Annotated in this window: 14 protein-coding genes and 1 tRNA gene; 7 read left to right on the top strand and 8 right to left on the bottom strand. The window is 35.7% G+C overall.

The features are described 5' to 3' along the window. The first annotated feature begins 13 nt into the window (after nt 1–13). The 4 genes from N0B48_RS09555 to N0B48_RS09540 all read left to right on the top strand — a co-directional run bounded on the left by N0B48_RS09555 (nt 14) and on the right by N0B48_RS09540 (nt 2,880). Nucleotides 14–769, top strand: a complete 756-nt coding sequence (locus N0B48_RS09555; RefSeq protein WP_259838540.1) for a UbiA prenyltransferase family protein — start codon at nt 14–16, stop codon at nt 767–769. A 3-nt stretch (nt 770–772) separates the two neighbouring features. After that, a complete protein-coding gene (recF, locus tag N0B48_RS09550) occupies nt 773–1,876 on the top strand; it encodes a DNA replication/repair protein RecF (protein WP_259838538.1) in 1,104 nt (367 codons plus the stop codon). 132 nt (nt 1,877–2,008) lie between these two features. Beyond that, a complete protein-coding gene (locus N0B48_RS09545) occupies nt 2,009–2,383 on the top strand; it encodes a four helix bundle protein (protein WP_259838536.1) in 375 nt (124 codons plus the stop codon). A gap of 200 nt (nt 2,384–2,583) precedes the next feature. Further along, nucleotides 2,584–2,880, top strand: a complete 297-nt coding sequence (locus N0B48_RS09540; RefSeq protein ID WP_259838534.1) for a DciA family protein — start codon at nt 2,584–2,586, stop codon at nt 2,878–2,880. A 354-nt stretch (nt 2,881–3,234) separates the two neighbouring features. Here N0B48_RS09540 and N0B48_RS09535 read toward each other — a convergent pair whose 3' ends face one another. From N0B48_RS09535 to N0B48_RS09525, 3 genes are read right to left on the bottom strand one after another with little or no spacing between them, the layout of a single operon-like run. Continuing rightward, nucleotides 3,235–5,265: a transporter-like protein gene (locus N0B48_RS09535; protein WP_259838532.1), complete on the bottom strand. Its 2,031-nt coding sequence runs from the start codon at nt 5,263–5,265 to the stop codon at nt 3,235–3,237. 13 nt (nt 5,266–5,278) lie between these two features. Beyond that, complete coding sequence (gene mtgA, locus N0B48_RS09530) at nt 5,279–5,923, bottom strand: monofunctional biosynthetic peptidoglycan transglycosylase (RefSeq protein ID WP_259838531.1); 645 nt, start codon at nt 5,921–5,923, stop codon at nt 5,279–5,281. Between the two features lie 45 nt (nt 5,924–5,968). Continuing rightward, nucleotides 5,969–7,015: an ABC transporter substrate-binding protein gene (locus N0B48_RS09525; RefSeq protein ID WP_259838529.1), complete on the bottom strand. Its 1,047-nt coding sequence runs from the start codon at nt 7,013–7,015 to the stop codon at nt 5,969–5,971. Between the two features lie 59 nt (nt 7,016–7,074). Here N0B48_RS09525 and N0B48_RS09520 point away from each other — a divergent pair. Beyond that, a tRNA-Arg gene (locus N0B48_RS09520) sits at nt 7,075–7,151 on the top strand. 574 nt (nt 7,152–7,725) lie between these two features. On the opposite strand, the gene N0B48_RS09515 is transcribed toward N0B48_RS09520, so the two are convergent. Beyond that, nucleotides 7,726–9,204 (bottom strand): tetratricopeptide repeat protein, encoded by a 1,479-nt coding sequence (locus N0B48_RS09515; protein WP_259838527.1) that lies wholly within the window; start codon nt 9,202–9,204, stop codon nt 7,726–7,728. 417 nt (nt 9,205–9,621) lie between these two features. Here N0B48_RS09515 and N0B48_RS09510 point away from each other — a divergent pair, with 417 nt between their 5' ends. Together N0B48_RS09510 and N0B48_RS09505 are read left to right on the top strand one after the other, a co-directional pair. After that, nucleotides 9,622–10,791 (top strand): T9SS type A sorting domain-containing protein, encoded by a 1,170-nt coding sequence (locus tag N0B48_RS09510; protein WP_259838525.1) that lies wholly within the window; start codon nt 9,622–9,624, stop codon nt 10,789–10,791. A gap of 56 nt (nt 10,792–10,847) precedes the next feature. Then, nucleotides 10,848–13,775, top strand: a complete 2,928-nt coding sequence (locus N0B48_RS09505; protein WP_259838524.1) for a reprolysin-like metallopeptidase — start codon at nt 10,848–10,850, stop codon at nt 13,773–13,775. 176 nt (nt 13,776–13,951) lie between these two features. Here N0B48_RS09505 and N0B48_RS09500 read toward each other — a convergent pair whose 3' ends face one another. The 4 genes from N0B48_RS09500 to N0B48_RS09485 form a co-directional block, all read right to left on the bottom strand. Beyond that, nucleotides 13,952–14,422 carry a hypothetical protein gene (locus tag N0B48_RS09500; RefSeq protein ID WP_259838523.1) on the bottom strand — a complete coding sequence of 157 codons (471 nt, stop codon included), beginning with the start codon at nt 14,420–14,422 and terminating at the stop codon, nt 13,952–13,954. Between the two features lie 4 nt (nt 14,423–14,426). Then, nucleotides 14,427–14,987 (bottom strand): hypothetical protein, encoded by a 561-nt coding sequence (locus N0B48_RS09495; protein WP_259838522.1) that lies wholly within the window; start codon nt 14,985–14,987, stop codon nt 14,427–14,429. Nucleotides 14,988–15,084: 97 nt separating this feature from the next. Continuing rightward, nucleotides 15,085–15,810 carry a hypothetical protein gene (locus N0B48_RS09490; protein WP_259838521.1) on the bottom strand — a complete coding sequence of 242 codons (726 nt, stop codon included), beginning with the start codon at nt 15,808–15,810 and terminating at the stop codon, nt 15,085–15,087. 397 nt (nt 15,811–16,207) lie between these two features. After that, nucleotides 16,208–18,376: an SEL1-like repeat protein gene (locus N0B48_RS09485; RefSeq protein WP_259838519.1), complete on the bottom strand. Its 2,169-nt coding sequence runs from the start codon at nt 18,374–18,376 to the stop codon at nt 16,208–16,210. Nucleotides 18,377–18,456: the final 80 nt, after the last annotated feature.

Below are 18,456 nucleotides of genomic sequence, written 5' to 3'. Positions count from 1 at the left end.
TTATTTTTGATAAATGAATTTCTTAAAAATACTGAAAAAAACTGTCATCGACAGCCAGATTTATGTCTCCGTTATGGGAACTCTTTTCGCAGTATTTTTCATGAAAGAGCAAAACACATTCCGTTTCCCTACCATTCTGTTAATTTTCATTACTTATTTTAGCGGTTATATTTACACTAAATACCAATATACCAAGCACTTTTTAAAAATACTGGCTCTGAATGCAGCAGCCGGCGTTATCTGTGCGTTTCTGATCATCCATAATCATAATGAAGTACGACTTTTGAAATGGTTTGTCATTGTGATTTTAGGACTTCTTTACAACAGCTTTTTCCTGGATGTGTATATCCGGAAGATTCCGTTGCTTAAAGTTTTTTATGTGGGGCTGGTCTGGGCGTTGGTCAACTGCTGGCTTACTCTTTGGGAATTTAATCTTCCGATTTTTCTGATCAGTTTCTTTTTTATAACTGCTCTGGTTCTTCCTTTTGATATCCGTGACATGAAAAGTGATACAGTAGAGACTTTTCCTAAGATGATAGGAATTCAGAACACCAAATACATTGCTTATCTATTGGTCTTTATCAGTGTAATTCTTGCTATTTTTAACCTTAAGCTGATTTACGCTACCGCTTTTTTTCTGACGGGAATTATTACCTTTATTTTAATCTATTTCTCTGAAAATAAAAGAGATGACACTTATTTCTCCTTCTGGATCGAAACCTGTTCTGCACTTCCTTTTTTATTTTTACTAATAATGGAGTATTTTTGACGAATGATTATCAAAAAGCTTTCCCTTTACAATTTCAAAAACCATTCGGAGAAGAAATTCGAATTCTCTCCTCAAATCAACTGTTTTGTGGGAAACAACGGTGCCGGAAAGACCAATATTCTGGATGCACTGCATTATTTATCTGTCGGAAAAAGTTTTTTAGGAAACACGGATTCTAATAATATCAAAAGGGAGGAAGATTTTTTCACCATCGACGCCGAGATCCAGAATGAGGACAGTGAAGATATCATCAAGATCTCTCAGCCCAAAGAAGCCAAAAAGATTATTAAAAAGAACGATAAAAGCTATGACCGCCTTGCAGACCACATCGGGTATCTGCCGAGCGTGATGATCTCTCCTTATGATTCAAATTTGATTTCAGATTCCGGGGAAAGCCGCAGAAGGTTTCTGGACTCTATGATTTCTCAGACGGATTCCGAATATCTTTTTGATCTGATTCAATATCAAAAAACGGTACAGCAAAGAAATGCACTGTTAAAATATTTCGCTAAGAACAGAACCTGGGATAGAGATTCTCTGGAAATTTATGATGATCCGATCAGTAAGTTTGGAACCAGTATTTTCATTAAAAGAAGAAATTTTGTGGAGAGACTTGATCCTATTATTCAGAATTTCTACCGGATTATTTCAGGAGGAAAGGAAACGGTTTCAGTTCAGTACCAGTCTGATTTAAGCGAAGGCTTCGACTCCGCTCAGCCTGACAAAGTTTTCAGGACCCTTTTAACGGAAAGCCTTGAAAGAGACCGAATGCTGACGTACACTTCAAAAGGAATCCATAAAGATGATCTGCTTTTTGAAATGGATCATGTTCTGATTAAGAAAATAGGCTCACAGGGACAGCAGAAATCTTTCCTGATTTCGTTGAAATTGGCTCAGATGAGTCTTGTAAAAGAACTGACCAAAAAGACCCCGATTCTTCTATTAGATGATATTTTTGATAAGCTTGATGATACCCGTGTTTCGCAACTTATTGAACTTGTGAATCAGGAGAATTTCGGGCAGATATTTATTACAGATACCCATCGGGAACGTACGGAAAGTGTGGTGAAGAAGATTAACGAGGAAAGCATCATTTTTGATATTTGATTAATGGATACGAGATTCGGGATTCGAGGTTTTAGAGATAGGATCTAAAGTTTAGATGGAAGTTTGTGCTTAGATGTTTAGTTATGGTTGGATAGGTTTTAATTGCTAAATTTAGCCTAAACACAAATGATTATGAGCTATCGAAATTTAGATATCTATAAAACTGCTTTTGAATTATTCTTAAAAACACACAAGGCGACTTTCCTTCTTCCAAAGTATGAACTATTCGAATTAGGCAGCCAATTGAGAAGATCTGCTGACTCTGTCGTCACTAATATTGTGGAAGGATACGGAAGGTCATCTTATAAAAATGAGTACATCCGTTTTCTGATCTACAGCCATGCCAGCAATGATGAAACAATTAATCACATAGAAAAAATTATGGCATTATACCCTGATAAAGCTGCAGAATTTGAAATATTAAGAAATGAGTATAATACATTAGGTGGAAAAATTAATAATTATAAAAAATGGGCCAGAGAGAACTGGAATGAGAAGAAAATGTAATGAGTTACGAGGTTCGGGATTCGGGATTCGGGTTCCGAAGTTCGACAATTCGAGTTTTAGGTAAGAAATAGAGATTGGATAAAAATTTTGTAATTTTGAAATCTTTAGATCCATCCTTAAGCGCATTACCCCGCAACTCGAATCCCGAACCACATGACTCGAATCCCGAACCACGGAACTCGTATCCCGCAACCCGCATTATGAAAAGAAACAAAAAACGTGAATTTCAATCCTCAGAACTTGTAAAATCTTTTGCAAGGATTCATGGTTTTGAGCATAAGCTGATTGCTTTTGAAATTAAAGATTTTCTTGAGGATTATCTGGATGAAAGTCTTTTCAAAGAGATCAGAAGCGTGAATATTGAAGATCAATGCATTATGATCAAGATTGATTCTCCTCTTCTGAAGCACGATTTTCAGATGCGTAAAAGCTTTTATCTCAAAAAGTTTCAGGATAAGTTTGGAGAGGATAAATTCAATGACATCCGCATTTTATAAAGATATTTTACATGAAATTATTCGACAGTGTTGAATTTAATATTATATTTGAGAACAATATTAAATCACCTCAACATGAAAAACTCAATTAAAAAACTAAGCAGAGAAAATTTAAGACAAATTATGGGTTCCGGGGGAAAGGTATGCTGTCAAACAGTTTGTGCTACAGGGGAATGTAATTACTATACCGTTCTTCCAGCCAGATGTCCTATATTAGAACCTTGCGTATAACAAGACTAAATTTGCAGTCATTTTTGATCGGTTGAATATTTGATTTTGACCTATCTGTAAAAAATAAAAATGCTCCTTTTCAGGAGCATTTTCAGTATATAGATGATATTATATTCAATGCCATTAGTGTTCTTCCGGCTTATTGGTGAGGGTACTGCTCATCAGATCATCGGCCTTTTTATCCAGCCCTGAACTTAACGGGAAGAAAAACTTGAACGGATTTTTCACAAAATATTTGAAAATCTCCTTATAAATTTCACTCACCTGTCCAAAGTTCATTTTCCTGGATCTGAAGGCCAGAAACATGGATAAACTAAAACTTACCAGGAAGTTGAAGAATCCAATAAGGAAGACCGTAACAAAAGATATCCAGAACGTATAGGAATCAACAGAGAAATCCTTTCCATAAAGTCCCAACGCAAAGTTTCCGGCGGCAAAAGTAATGTGTCTGATATCAAGGTCTAATCCGAAGAACAGACCGATCGGAGCCGTTGCGCCCAGAAATACCCCAAACCAGAAATTGGAAACGATTCCCGGCCAGTTTTTAGCGTAATATTTAGACAATCTTTTTGCGAATTTTTTACCCAAAAAGCTTCTGATAGAAAGGTTTTTTGCGATCCTCTCCGGAATCTGATAAAACACTGAATTGTTTCCTATATTTCCTGAAATGATCCCTGAAATAAAAAGATAGAATCCAGCAATACTGGCGTGCAATATCGCTTTTGACTTAAACGGATCGAGGTCTTTTAATAGTTTATCTGATCTTTCTACCGCTAAATTCTGGGAGAAAAAGATGTCCAAACCATAGATTATCGCTAATGCTATCGGAAAGGAAAGAAGTACATTTCCTACGAACGCAATGAACTGACTTCTGAAAAGCTTGGAGACAAGATGAGCAAATTCGGTGTTGTTGCGTTTGCTGTTTCCTTCTTCTGAAAGGACTTTGGTCATCGTCGCTGCCGTCATTGCAGGCTGTTTAGTGGCCAGCGTAAAGCCCATCAGATAGATCATGATGAACCCCATCGCATAATTCATCGAGTATAAAAATGCATGGGAAAAATCACTTCCGGGAATATAGCCGTAGAGCATTTTCAGAACGCAGAGTGCACCGACGATAATTCCACCGCCACTGGCTTTGTAGAACATCGTCATATACTCTTTTCGGGTAGATGTAATGTAATGGGTGCCGGTTTCTGCCGTGTGGTTGGTAATAAGGTGTGAGATCAGACGTGTACTGTCGTTGATCAGATCTGCTATATTATTTTTATGAGATTTATAGTTGAGTATATTAAAAATCAGCTGCTTTGATTTTATGGTAATATCTTCTTCATTATCAATCACCAGAAGCTGTACGATTTCATAGATCCTTTCGGTCTGCTGACGGATTTTAAGCAGTGACTGATTGATTTTCCCCGAGATTCCGTATTTAGCAGAATTTTTAAACGCAATATTCACGAATTCATGACAGTGTTCCGTATAGATCTTGATCTGTTTGTATCGGCTGTCTTTGGAATGCAGCTGGAGTTCAGGATCATTTTTCAGGTCTTCGGTAAGTGCTTCCAGTTCGTTCTGAAGGGCCAGGAACGGGTTGTCCAGGTTTCTGTACTGTGGAGCCATTCTCACGACCTCTACTTCCATCGCCATTCCGGTCACACGCCAGGAAAGAATGCTCATCGAAAAGATCAGTTCTTTTTTGACATTGGGTTGAGTGATAAAACTGGAGGCGTCGAGAAGGTCTAAAAACTCGTCAATTTCATTTTCAGGAAGATTATGCAGGTATTGCAGATCTTTTTTAGGTCTGAGACTGACATTGTCAATCATGTACCACACCGTTTTCTCATTCTCTACGGGTGGCAGTATTTTATTTAAAATCCTCTTTTTAAGCTCCGGAAAGAAGGCATTTTCTGAGAGAATATTGGCTTCGGTCAGGGAAAGGTTGAAGGGTCTTCCTTTAAAAACATTATGGATGTAATGTTTAAAATTTTCAGCAAAATCCGGATTACTTTTAAGGAAATTGAGTACATCCGTGAAATCAGCCCTTTTAATGCTCTCTAAAAACTCGGCAAAAGGCTCTAAAGAAAAGGTTTCATTCTTAAAAGAGAAGTATTTTTTAAGAACTGATTCAAAACTTGTGCTGGAATTAAAAAATTTCATTAGGACAAAGATACTATTTCAAACTCACATTCCTCATCTGTCTCATGATCCAATTATGTTTCTTTCTTAAATACGGTGATGGATTTTTAGGATCATATTTCTTGGGATTTGGCAATACAGCAGCGATCCAAGCAGCATCTGAAGCGCTCAGATCTTTGGATGATTTCCCGAAATAGTACTGAGCTGCAGCTTCCACACCGAATACTCCCTGCCCCATTTCAATGGAATTCAGGTATCTTTCCAGAATAATATCTTTGCTCCACACCTTCTCAATAATGAAGGTATACATCGCTTCCAGTCCTTTTCTGAACCAGCTTCTGCCCTGCCAGAGAAAGACATTTTTTGCGGTCTGCTGTGAAATAGTACTTCCACCGCGGATCTTTTTTCCTTTCTCGTTATTCTTCATCGCTTTCTCTATCGCGGTATAATCAAAACCGTTGTGATCAAAGAATTTCTGGTCCTCAGAAGCTATAACTGCTTTTTTAACGTTGTTTCCCATTTCGTCATAGGAAATATAATCCCTGTGCAGCTTGCCAAATTCGAAAATACCTCCTATCTGTGTAATGGTAATAGGCGGATTGAAAAACCGGCCCCAGATAATGAACACCACATTCAGAACAAGAACGATGAAAATAAGCTGCTTAATTTTTTTCCACATAATTTTTTGTAAAAAGGAATTGCAAAAATAAACAATTCGTCTGAGTTATTGAAGCTCTTTCATGTAGGTAAGCTGATATTCCGGAAGAAGTTCAGGATGGAAGATCTTGATATAATCTTTCAGGATCAGGTCAGCTCTCACTGCTCCGCTTTCAAAGAAGTCGTTGGCTTTATTTTTTTCTTTCCCGGCAATGGTGTAGATTTTTCCTTTATTGAATACTTCCAGTTTTCCGTAGAAAGGATTAGTCCCCAGCATTTCTTTTTTAGACGTGTGAATTCCGGCATTTATCCAATACTGTACGCCGGGTGATTTAGCATATACCTCTTCAAAGCTCATGGTCAGAGACTTTTCTTCTTTATTGTCTTTCATGATATAAGAAGCGTTGGCATCACCAATATAATTCGCTACCGATGTTTTTCCGCCCGGCAGATACCAAACGTCGCCGTACATTTCATTGGCAAGCACTACAGGTTTATCTTTTGCTTTTAATGCCAGTTGCTTCAGGTCGCTGTAATTTTTCTCAATTTCCTTGTATTTTGCTTCAGCTTCTTTCTCTTTTCCGAAAAACTCCCCGAAAAGTTTGATATAAGCGGTTTTCTGCAACGGAAGCTGTTCCATGTACTCATCCAGGAAAACAACCTGAATTCCATTATTTTTCAACAATTGATATGCATTGTCAAAACTGGCAATATAGTTGGTGAAAATAGCATCCGGCTTCATGGAAATGATCTTTTCTACATCATACTTCTGCTCGCTTCCCACATTCTGGATCTTCCCCGACTTTAAAAGATTTTGAATTTTCTCCGAATAAATATACTCCGGACTTGAAACGCCGATGATCAGATCTTCAGCTCCCAGTTCGGAAATATACCCTGCCATGCTTGCATTTAAAAGGATGATTTTCTTAAATGGAGTCTGATTTTGCTTAAAATTATAAGTGAAATTTCCCGACTTCAGCTCCAAAAGACCGTCATGCTCCTTAAATTGGGTACGATTTGAAATTTGAGTCCAGTCTGAGGACGAAATTTTTTGTTCTCTTTTACAGGAGATTAGCGCTACAACCGTAAATAAAAGTAAAATTCTCTGTTTCATCTTTCAAAGAACGGAAAAAAGTGCTATATTTGCAAACCTTAAAACATCAAGGAAACGACGGCCTCGTGGCGCAACTGAATAGCGCATCTGATTACGGCTCAGAAGGTTACAGGTTTGAATCCTGTCGAGGTCACCAAAAGCGCCATGTGAAGTCAAGCACTGCCACATGGCGCCATTTTTTTATAAACGATACTTATCAATATCTTAAGAGATTTTTATTCATTATAATTAAATCTATTCCCACCTATAAAAACCATAATATGATATTGAAAATCAACACCTTGTATTAAATAATTGCTAATTCTCAAGAAAAAATACGTCAGTTATGTTGACTTAACAGGATTTATCGAACACTAAGCACATAACACATTAACAATCAAAGATTTATTAGAATTACTCTTATACACGTTCAAAATCAAAAAGAATAATCTATTTTAGAATCAGTAACTCTAAAAATTGACTTAATTGAGTAAAGAAGCATATTTGAAATATTTTCTTTATCGAATAATAGTTTTTCAGGGGGAAAATAGATGATTTCTGCTTTATAATAATCTCAGATTCCCCATCTCCCAATTTAATTATTACCTAGCTCATCCACGTTCAGAGTATGCAAAATAGCAAAAGGAAATCAAAATGAAAACTTATAAAAACAAAAATAAATTTGCTCTGGTTTAATTATTTATGATTCCACTTAGTTGAAAATAGAAAAGTTAATACAAGTTTCTAAACCAGAAGTAAATATCAACATCCGAAGCGATATTAAGTTTTTTTCTCAGATTGTATTTTTTAGTTTGGACCGTGCGTATTGAAGTAAAGGTAAATTCTGCGATTTCTTTTGTCGAAAAATTAAGATATAAAAGTGCGCAGAACCGTATTTCTGTATTCTGAATTTTATCATTGACAGATAAAATCCGGTGTGTAAATTCCGGATATAACTCATTAAATTTAGTTAGAAATTCAGGTTTATTTTCTTTAGCAAGCATCACCAGTTCATCAAATGATTTTGTGGATTTCAGGTCTTGAACTTCAATCTCTTTCATCTGTTTCGGAACATCTTTTTTATCTAATACTCTGCTTTTATATTTCTTATGAAGACTAATGGTTAAAAAGGACAGTAGCAGACACATTAAAAGACATGCGGATAATATATAAATAAGTTTTCTGTGATCATTGGCCAATTCCTGTTTAATATGATTGCTCTTATTATCAATTGCTTTTTTGACGGCAATGTTTTTAAGTTCATTGCTTTCTTCAATTTCAAAAATTTTTTTCGAGTAATAATTAACACTGTCTGATTTTCCCGTTTTTTCATATAAATGCAATAAAGAAGAATACATTTCTTTCTGCATAACTTCGATAGGGAAATAACGATCAATAATTTTTTTGCTTATCAGATAGTTATCCTGGGCCTTTGCATAATTGCCTTCCGCCATATAAATAGATCCGGCATAAAAATGAGTAGTGTATTTTATATCCGCATCTTTAAGATCGTCAAATTTTTTAAGATCACTCAAAGCCTCTTCAATATAGATCTTGGCCGAATCAATTTGGTTTGTTTTGAGAAATGCATCTGCCAGGTGTGGTGTTGCTTTATAACTATTCCCAATCTGACTTTCTCTTTTAATATCCAGACTCTTAAGGTATTTTTCTTCCCGGCACCTCCTGGAAATTATGTAAGCTTTTTTGTAACACTGGATCGCTTGATTATTATCTGCAATATTTGAATAAATCCCTCCTTTCAATAAAAATATACAATACGTAAAATATGGATATTGATCTTCGTTTTCAGGAATCTCTTTTAATATTTGTAATGCCGCTGAAAATTCTCCTGAGGATTGAAAAATATTACACTGTAATGTTTTCAGATGGAAAAAGGCTTCTAAACTTGTATCTACTGTAATTAATTTTTCCTTTTCTATTTTATCGGTATAATAAACCGCCTTTGCTGTATTATTATTTTTGAAATAGATTAAAGCCGCCTTTAAATAGCCCAAACCTTCACAAGTTTTATAACCTGAATTTTTACAGGTCTTTATAATCTCCTCTAGCTTTTTAATCTCTGTATCTCCCGCTGAACTCATTGATATATCTTTTATTATTTCGTTCAGCTGATTTTCTTTAGGACTTTGGGCAATCAGACTTACAGTGATGTTTATGAAAAAAATAAATGAAAGAATATATTTTGTCATTACAAACCGAATTTTAGCAAGCTAAAATATTAAATCTATTATCAAAGTAGATAAAAAACTTTAATAATATTTCTAATACTGCATTAATAATAATGAAACACTCATTAATAGATAAATGTTTATAAAATAAATCTGGTGAAATAAAACTAAAAAAAAACTCAATATTAAAAGATATTGTAAAGTAGAAAAAGCATTCATGTAGGAGAAAAATCTATATACGTATTTAATACTGTATGTTTTGTAAAATAAAAATATCGGTTATAACAAGAGAAACAATAGACTAGTTTTGATTTCATAAGAATAGAATAATATCAAAAGAAAATTTTGATTTCAAAGCCTAAAAATTATCTCTCTATAAGTAATAATCATTTAATATATCGTTTAATCTTAATTTAAAATCTTTTAAAAAATTATAAAATGAAAAACAAATCTACTGGTCTACTGCTATTTTTAGTTTTATTCTTATCTGCAAACCTTTATAGCCAGCAATGGCAAACTGCAACGTTGCAGCATTCTTCAGGTTTGAGAGAATACTCAATATATGTCCCTTCCAATTATAATCCTCAGAATCCAGCCTCTTTGGTCCTAACTTTACATGGACTCGGGGATAATATGACCAATTTTAGAAACATAGGATTTGATGTTCTGGCAGAAACAAACAATATCATTGTCGTTTGTCCCCAGGCAATAGCTGACCCGTTCGCAGGTACCTCATGGAACTCCGGTGCCGGATTAAGTTTATATACTCCTAATGCAAATGTTGATGATATAGGATTTCTGAGCTCACTTATTGATAAGGTAAAGCAAAATTACAGTATTAATCCCAATAAGGTTTTTGCCTGCGGTTTTTCTATGGGTGGTTTTATGACGGAACGTTTAGCCCTTGTTTTAAATGATAAAATAAAGGTATTTGCTTCTGTCGCAGGAACCTTTGGAAACGCTATACTTCCGGTTGCGGCAGGAACCCCTGGACGACCTGTTTCCATTGCCCATTTCCACGGTACAGCTGACAACACAATTGGATACACAACCAACAACTATGGGAGTTCTGTAGATACTATGATCAGCTATTGGAAAACCAATAATCAATCAGTAAGCACTCCTGTGCATACCCTACTTCCAGATACGGCTAATGATGGATACAGTGTAGATCATTACAAGTATACAAGTACCGTTAATAATTCTGTTATAGAGCTTTTTAAAGTAAACAATGCAGGTCATACATGGCTTAGTTCACAAAACGACATTTCCTACACTCAAAAAATATGGGAGTTTTTCACCCGGAACAGCAGTACATTATCTATAAATGAAACCTCCGCAAGTGTTGATTTTTCAATGGCACCCAATCCTGCTACTGATTATGTAGAATTTAATTTCTCATCAAACAACCCGAACTTTGGTTCTGCCACAGAAATAATAATCAACGACCTAACAGGAAAAACAGTATTGTCCAAGACTTTTAAGCCCGTCGACAGAAAATACAGATTGAACCTAAGAGAAAATGCATTGACAAGCGGTGTTTATCTGGTAACTGTCAAAACAGGAAACGGTACGGACACCATTCATAAAAAGCTAATCGTCAAATAGATCCTCACCTGTATCTATTGAAATTCTATCAATCACCTTTTTAAATTATTTAGTATATGAAAAAAAACCTATCAGTGATTGGGATGCTGCTCATTTCGGGTATCTCTTTCGCACAGACTAATAATCTTTGGTCGCAAAGTTCACAAAAAACATCAACAGACATTTTTGAGAACAAAATGAGTATTGCCAATCCGAAAATCTACACATTAGATATTATCGGATTAAAAAATGTACTTTCCAAGGCTCCAAAAAGACTGGCAGCCGGTGAAAAATCGGAACTCATTATTTCATTTCCTAATTCCGAAGGAAAAATAGAAAACTTTAAAGTAAAAGAAAACTCAAACTTTGATCCTCAACTTGCCGCTAAATATCCGGATATCAGGTCTTATGTGGGTGAAGGTCTGGAAGATCCCAATTCAACTGTTTACTTTAGTATTTCTCCATTAGGGCTTTCATCCATGGAGATTTATGGAGATAAATCTGCTGTTTTTATTGAACCTTTCGCTAAGGACTTATCGGCTTATGTAGTGTATAAAAAAGCGGACAAAAAAAACAACCTGAGTGCATTTGAATGTACAGTACTTGATGTCGCTCAAAAAGGAGTCGCCAACACTTCTACAGCCAGACCCAACGCTGATGATGCTGTATTAAGAACATTCAGGCTCGCCCTTTCCTGTACCGGAGAATACACTACTTACTTTGGAGGAACAAAGGCCAACGCTTTAGCAGCAATGAATAACACAATGACCCGTGTGAACGGTGTTTTTGAAAAAGATTTTGCGGCAAGAATGGTTTTGATTGCAAATAACGAAGATGTAATTTACACCAATGCTTCAACGGATCCCTATTCTGCGGCTTCTTCAATGCTTAGCTGGAGTAATCAACTTCAAAACACGTTAACTTCTGTAATCGGTGAAGCCAATTATGATATTGGCCACTTGTTTGGAGCTACCGGAGGTGGTGGAAGTGCAGGGTGCATTGGATGTGTCTGTGAAAATGGATCCAAAGGGAGTGGCTTCACTTCTCCTATAGATGCGATTCCTTCAGGTGATAATTTTGATATTGACTTTGTAGCTCATGAAATGGGTCATCAGTTTGGTGGAAACCATACATTCTCTCATAATATAGAACCATATAGTGTGAATATGGAAACTGGTTCAGGATCTACCATTATGGGCTACGCAGGAATTACTTCTCAGGATGTACAGCCACACTCAGATGCATTTTTTCATGCGGTAAGCATTCAACAGGTTACGAATAATATTAAAAATAAATTTTGCTCAGTAAATACAAATACCGGTAATACAATTCCAACTGCTAATGCAGGTCTAGACTATACTATTCCCAAAGGCACTCCATTCATGCTGACAGGACAAGGGGCAGATGCAAACGGCGACGCTTTAACATATATCTGGGAACAGATGGATGCTGCTTCATCCTCACAAACCGGTGCCAACTCTGCAGCAAGTGCAACAAAGACCTCCGGTCCTACTTTCAGATCATGGACACCAACCACTTCACCTATAAGATATTTTCCTAGAATGGAAACCGTTCTGGCAGGTGCAACTACTACTGCAGGCTCAGAAATTACTGTTGAAGCATTATCTAATGTTGCAAGAGCATTAAATTTCAGATTCACAGTTCGTGATAACAGGGCTGGAGGATCGGCAAATAATTCAGATGACAACGTAATCACTGTAAATGGAACGGCAGGACCATTCACCGTTTCTTCACAAAATGCTGTAACCAACTATGTAGGTAACAGCGCTCAAACTGTAACGTGGGATATAGCAGGAACTACAGCCAATGGCGTGAATGCTGCCAATGTAGATATTCTTTGGTCTGCAGACAGTGGAAATACATGGACTACCCTATTGGCCACAACTCCAAATGATGGATCTCAGGCGGTAACCATTCCCAACGTTACCACCACAAAAGGAAGACTTATGGTCAAGGGTTCCAATCATATATTTTTTGATATAAACAATGCCAATATCAATGTAAATGCAGTACCGGCAGGAAACGACACAATAGCTCCTACGGCACCGGTTCTTGCAGCTTCAGGAACCACTTCTACAAGCACTAATTTATCATGGAACGGTGCTACAGATAATATAGCAGTTACAGGATATGATGTATATCAGGGATTATCGTTAATAGGTTCTACAGCTTCCACTTCTTATACCGCAACAAGCTTAAGCCCATCTACCACTTATAGCTTTACGGTTAAAGCAAAAGATGCAGCAGGAAATATTTCTGTTTCCAGTAATTCTGTGAGTGTAACTACTCTTACAGGGCCTAGTGTGACTTACTGTTCCGCATCTGCAATGGATACCTCAGATGAAAGAATTGGGAATGTAAAATTCGGAACAATAAATAATAGCTCTACAGGAACAGCAGGATATGAAGACTTCACGTCTGTTTCAACTGCTGTCATAAAAGGCAATACTTATCCAGTTTCTATAACACCTTCCTGGACTTCAACAATTTATAACGAAGCATATGCAGTGTATATTGATTATAACCAAGATGGCGATTTTACTGATAGTGGAGAATTAGCATGGTCTAAAACAGGATCCAAAACAACTCCAGCCACGGGAAGTATTACAATTCCAGCTTCCGCAGCATCAGGCTCAACAAGAATGAGAGTAATGCTGAAATATAGTTCTCTTCCTTCATCATCTTGTGGAACTTATACTTATGGGCAAGTAGAAGACTACACGCTTAATATTGGCTCTGCAGCCAAAGGAGATTTACTCAGCACCAATGATGTACTGACTGATTTTAAAGTTTTCCCTAATCCTGTAAAAGATATCCTGAATGTTTCAAATACAACATCAGAAGAATACAAAATCCTGGATATGGGTGGAAAATTAATAACTTCAGGGAAACTTGAGAGAGGTGCGGTAAACGTAAATCATCTTATAAAAGGAATATATATACTACAAATAGGTCTCATCACAAAGAAATTTATTAAAAATTAGAATTTATTCTTATAATTTCATCTCAAACTTTATCATTTTTTAGTTAATAGGACTATATTTCTCATAGTCCTATTTTTTATTCTATATATTAAATCGATCTGGATGAATTTTCAATTATAATAGTTTAAAATTAAAGAAGGGTTTTCACTCAAAAACCAGTTAGGATCAAATGAAAATTACTGATCCGTTGACTGGTCAATATCCCGGTTTCTTAAAAACTTTTCCCGGGACTTTAACAAGAAAAGAATTAAGCTTCCCAACCAAAAAGCATAGCCAATGCCGGGAAACATTCTTATTATTTCCACTGAACCTCCTCCACCTCCTACAATTCCCATGTTTGCCTGAAAAGCGTGTGCGTTCACCATAAAGATTAAAGCTAGAAATACGGCGATAGAAATAAATATCAAAGATAATTTAAGATTTCTTCTCTTAAACCATGATAATAAAAGGAAAACATTTGCCCACCAACTGATACCTTCCCAGCTAAAAGCCTCACTCCAACCCAATAAAAGGTACCAAATTCCAGCATCATCAAAACTGATACTCCCTTCATCGTATAAAGGAATAGGAACGGGTAGCAGCAAGCTGAAGATAAAACAAGTTATTCCTAGATACTTTAAATTTCTATTCTTTATTTGAGAATCCATACGGTTACTTATATTCGAGTACATCTTCAATTAAAAAAGCATTTCCGGAAGGAACTATTCTAATCTCTCTTTTATAATCAATCTTAGCATCTGTATCTGTAATTACTGTTTCAAACAGATAAGAATTTCCTATTTTTTTCTTGAAAACACAACGGGTCACTTCTATAAACCCGTACTCACCGTTCGAGACCAGATAACCTGTACCAATACCTGCATATTCACAGTTAAAATCTTTAGCCCATTTCTTCTTAAACTCTTTCAAGGTCATTTTCCAGTCCATTCCCACCTCTATAGCATCATTCTTATAAGCCATATATTTGTCAGTATAAATTTCTTTATGCTTACCCTCGGCTTCTTCATTGGTATTTTCTGCCAGGCCATTGGCCTTATTGAGCGTACTGGCAACGACATGAATGATCCAGTTTTTTGCTTTTTCAATATCTTTAGATTGTTTTACGGCATTTTGCTCAACGGCCACCTTATTACCTGTATTCTTTTTCTGTGCATGAGCCTGAGTAACTGTTCCTAGTGCCATAATCACAGTTGTTATTAAAAATTTATTCATCTTTTTAAATTTAGTAGTATTTCTATTCTAATTCAATTACCAATTCTTACGTAGGTACTTAAATAATTTAACCAATCAGATCTGATTAGATAATTTTTTAATTATGTTTTTCAAAAGATAATAACACTCCAAAGTATATGATGACTGCAATGACAACAAGAATAAGCAGCCCCATAATAATGTCCTTGATATATTTTTTTTTTTGAAAAACATATTCATTTGAGTCAATATAGAACTCGCTGAAAACATTTGGATTTACGTTTAGATCAGGTCTGAAATGAGCAATGCCTAATAAAAAAGTGGAAACCAAGGAGAAACGGTTCAGAAAAAAATGATTTTCACCCACAAAAGAGTATGATTGTTTATCGGTATTTCCGTCTTTTACTTCCCACCATTGCAGCGCTTTCCCTGTTGAGGAGTGACTAAGTTCATTAATGTCATACACGGCTTGTCCAGATTCTTCATCTGGATTCTTTAAGAAGATACTCCAGGGCAGTTGCTTCACAATATGTTTCTTATCCCTGTAATAATGTGTAATTCCGGTTTCGTCAACGATGATCCCTGTATAGCCTGAAGGTTTCCAAAAATAAAAAGAAAGGAAAATGGGTAACCCCGTTAAGACCAGCAGCATTAAAACAATAACGATCTTTATAAGTATTGTCTCATCATTATCCGGTGTTAGGAGCCAGGTTATGGAGCATCCTAAGAAGATAACACTAAGTAAACTAAGCCCTATAAAAAAAGAAATAATAATTCCTTTAGCCACTATATTGGGTTTGGACTGACAAGCTTTAAAAGGCGGTAGACCATATTTTTTGTCCATTAATAATTTAATTATATCATTCTGTTTAAAACATACTTTTAATCAATTTAAGGCAACAAAGTTGCTATAACATATTGGATTTATTATGAAAAACCTTTGCTGATGTTTATTCTCATAGTCTGCGAATTTACGTTTATGAATTTGTGTTGCGAATAAGCCTACTGCTGTTATAAGAAAACCAATTGAAATCAGGAAGAAAATCAATAATAAAACGAATTTATTAGGTACTTTCAATGAATTCTTTCTTTTAAACAACTGAGGATTTGTGAAGCCTGTTAAGCCCAAAAAAAAGAATGCTGTACTCAATAGTAAAGTAATCATTATATAAGGTCCGGTGAAATTCAAACTCATTTGTTTTTTTATTATTAATTCTTTTAAAAAGCTTATCAGGTAAGATCTATTCTTCTATTTTCAAACCTGCTGCTATAGCTTTAATAGCGTACTTATCTGCTAGTACCTTATCTTCAAAGTCTTTGTGATTCTTATAGATTTTATGTAGGTTTAGAAAAGCTTCGCTATAATTCATGTGGGCAGCTTCCTCGAAACGCTTAATAGCAAGTGGTATATTAATTTCCATTTCTGTTCCGGATTCTGCATAGACGCCTAATTGCCAGATAGCATACCCCTGATCATCATCAATGGCTGCTTTTAACAAATAAGGCAATGCTTGATCTGTATAATCAAAATAATCATACAGCCAGCCAAGTTCCATATCTACAGATTTACCTGTTTTTTCAGCTTTCAAATAATATTTCAATGCCAGTTCATAGTTTTCATTTCCATCCTTACTATGGAAATAATAATGTCCGAGTTCAAGGGCTGCAGCCCTATTGCCTGCCTTGTAAGCTTCTGTATACCAGTATAGCATTTGTTTTTGATCTACCGGAGTTCCCATTCCTTCCGCATAGCAAAAACCTACATTTAACATGGCCGTTTTAGATCCTGATTGCGCTGATTTCAAAAACAACTGAAAAGATTGTTCCTCATTTTTATATTGAGGATTTTCTCCTCTGGCATCTTCATAGATAATAGCCAATTCGTTCATAGCGCCAGCGTGCCCCAAATCTACTGCCTGTTGGTAGTTATTTACGGCCTCTGCAAGACTAGTTTCATTGTCTAATTCGAAAAGTGCCAAGGCCTTTTGATAAAATATTTCATTCTGCGGGAGGCCTTTATCTATATAAGCCTGAAGTCTTCTCGCAACTCCGCTATCAAAATGATAGTAACCTAGTTCTTGATTTGAATAAATATAGGTTTGCAAATCTGCCTTATTAGCTTCCTCAATATTGTTTCCATTAAAAGTATAAACCATATCGTCTTTTAAACAATAAGCATCATTTCCTCTTAAGATCATGTGATATTCCATCGGAACTTTTAATTCGCCCAAGGCATGAATTATCCCCCAAAAGCCATCCTTTTGAACAGCAAGGAAAGAGTTGTTTAAAGAGACCATATCATCGTAAATAAAATCACTTATTGGCTTGTTGAAATTGTTGACAACAAGATGTAAACTGTATTTTTGTGCACGTTTTACTTTTAAAAAGATATCATGCAAATGGGCACAAAAATCACGGTCTTTAGTATTTAAAACAACATCAAGCTGTTCTATTGTTTCATACTCAAAATCAAGGATAGCATTTCCTTTATAGTTCAGCAATCCATATTTTTTTTCTTTCCGGATTATAAAAACGTAAAACAGATTTTTTGCTATTTTTTCATAGCCGCTTAACAGTAATTTTCCATCATCATCAAATAGCTGATTTTGATCTGACTTTTTATTCTTTACGATTTCATATAAATACTGTTCATTGGGAACCAGTATACTTTTGACAAAACGATTTTCACATTCTGCTAAAAATCTAAATTGTTTTGTGAAAATGAGTTTTGTTTTTCTTCCTTTTATCGCAGTGATATAGGTTTCTCCATAGTTGCCGGATTCTATAGGTTCTTCATATTCAAAAGGGAGTACCGTATTATTATGGTGATCTATGACGCCCCATTTATCGTTTAATTTTGCTGTGAAAAATTCTCCCTCATAGCTAATACTATCCATATCCTGGTAGATAAAATCAATAATTACATCTCCCTTTTTATTGATCTGTCCATATTTTTCAGATCGCATAACACTTGCGCAACCTCCAATAAAATCAAAGGCGTCATCAAATTGCGGTGTTATGATTCTGCTAGCATCTTTACTGACATAGCCGTACTTTTTATCCAAAAAAACGACCGCCATATTTTCATCATTAAAATCATAAAACTCTTCATATGTAGGAGGAATAAGAATTTTTCCGGTTGCATCTCTTAATCCCCAAAGACTGTTTTTCTCAAAAATCTCGGGTCCCACAGGCTCGGGTTGCTCAATAATGTCCCAGCCATAGCCATAATTTGAATAATTAAACAGCGACCTAAAGTCCTCAAATCCTTCTCCAACATCTTTTGAAAATAAAGAAAGTTTCAGTAAAAAAATGTTGTCTGCATCAATAGCATTATCAATGACTGCATTATTATTTTTAATATTCTCAAGCCACTCTTCTGCCTGTTGTTTGTGGCTGGTACTACTCATATTAAAGACATCCCAGGCATCTAAATTGAAAAAGGGCTGATGAAGCTTTTCAATATAATTAAAAAGGCTTTCTTTGGCTG

Source organism: Chryseobacterium herbae (assembly GCF_025154075.1).
Taxonomy (GTDB): domain Bacteria; phylum Bacteroidota; class Bacteroidia; order Flavobacteriales; family Weeksellaceae; genus Chryseobacterium; species Chryseobacterium herbae.
Note: the sequence above shows the minus strand (reverse complement) of the source record. Positions and strands in the feature narration are given on the sequence as shown.

What these genes read in the sequence shown, in the direction of transcription:
- N0B48_RS09510 (WP_259838525.1), top strand. Translation starts at nt 9,622, where the DNA reads ATGAAAAACAAATCTACTGGTCTACTGCTATTTTTAGTTTTATTCTTA.
- N0B48_RS09485 (WP_259838519.1), bottom strand. Translation starts at nt 18,376, where the DNA reads ATGAGTAGTACCAGCCACAAACAACAGGCAGAAGAGTGGCTTGAGAAT.
- N0B48_RS09490 (WP_259838521.1), bottom strand. Translation starts at nt 15,810, where the DNA reads ATGGACAAAAAATATGGTCTACCGCCTTTTAAAGCTTGTCAGTCCAAA.
- N0B48_RS09515 (WP_259838527.1), bottom strand. Translation starts at nt 9,204, where the DNA reads ATGACAAAATATATTCTTTCATTTATTTTTTTCATAAACATCACTGTA.
- N0B48_RS09500 (WP_259838523.1), bottom strand. Translation starts at nt 14,422, where the DNA reads ATGGATTCTCAAATAAAGAATAGAAATTTAAAGTATCTAGGAATAACT.
- N0B48_RS09540 (WP_259838534.1), top strand. Translation starts at nt 2,584, where the DNA reads ATGAAAAGAAACAAAAAACGTGAATTTCAATCCTCAGAACTTGTAAAA.
- mtgA (WP_259838531.1), bottom strand. Translation starts at nt 5,923, where the DNA reads ATGTGGAAAAAAATTAAGCAGCTTATTTTCATCGTTCTTGTTCTGAAT.
- N0B48_RS09555 (WP_259838540.1), top strand. Translation starts at nt 14, where the DNA reads ATGAATTTCTTAAAAATACTGAAAAAAACTGTCATCGACAGCCAGATT.
- N0B48_RS09535 (WP_259838532.1), bottom strand. Translation starts at nt 5,265, where the DNA reads ATGAAATTTTTTAATTCCAGCACAAGTTTTGAATCAGTTCTTAAAAAA.
- recF (WP_259838538.1), top strand. Translation starts at nt 773, where the DNA reads ATGATTATCAAAAAGCTTTCCCTTTACAATTTCAAAAACCATTCGGAG.
- N0B48_RS09545 (WP_259838536.1), top strand. Translation starts at nt 2,009, where the DNA reads ATGAGCTATCGAAATTTAGATATCTATAAAACTGCTTTTGAATTATTC.
- N0B48_RS09505 (WP_259838524.1), top strand. Translation starts at nt 10,848, where the DNA reads ATGAAAAAAAACCTATCAGTGATTGGGATGCTGCTCATTTCGGGTATC.
- N0B48_RS09525 (WP_259838529.1), bottom strand. Translation starts at nt 7,015, where the DNA reads ATGAAACAGAGAATTTTACTTTTATTTACGGTTGTAGCGCTAATCTCC.
- N0B48_RS09495 (WP_259838522.1), bottom strand. Translation starts at nt 14,987, where the DNA reads ATGAATAAATTTTTAATAACAACTGTGATTATGGCACTAGGAACAGTT.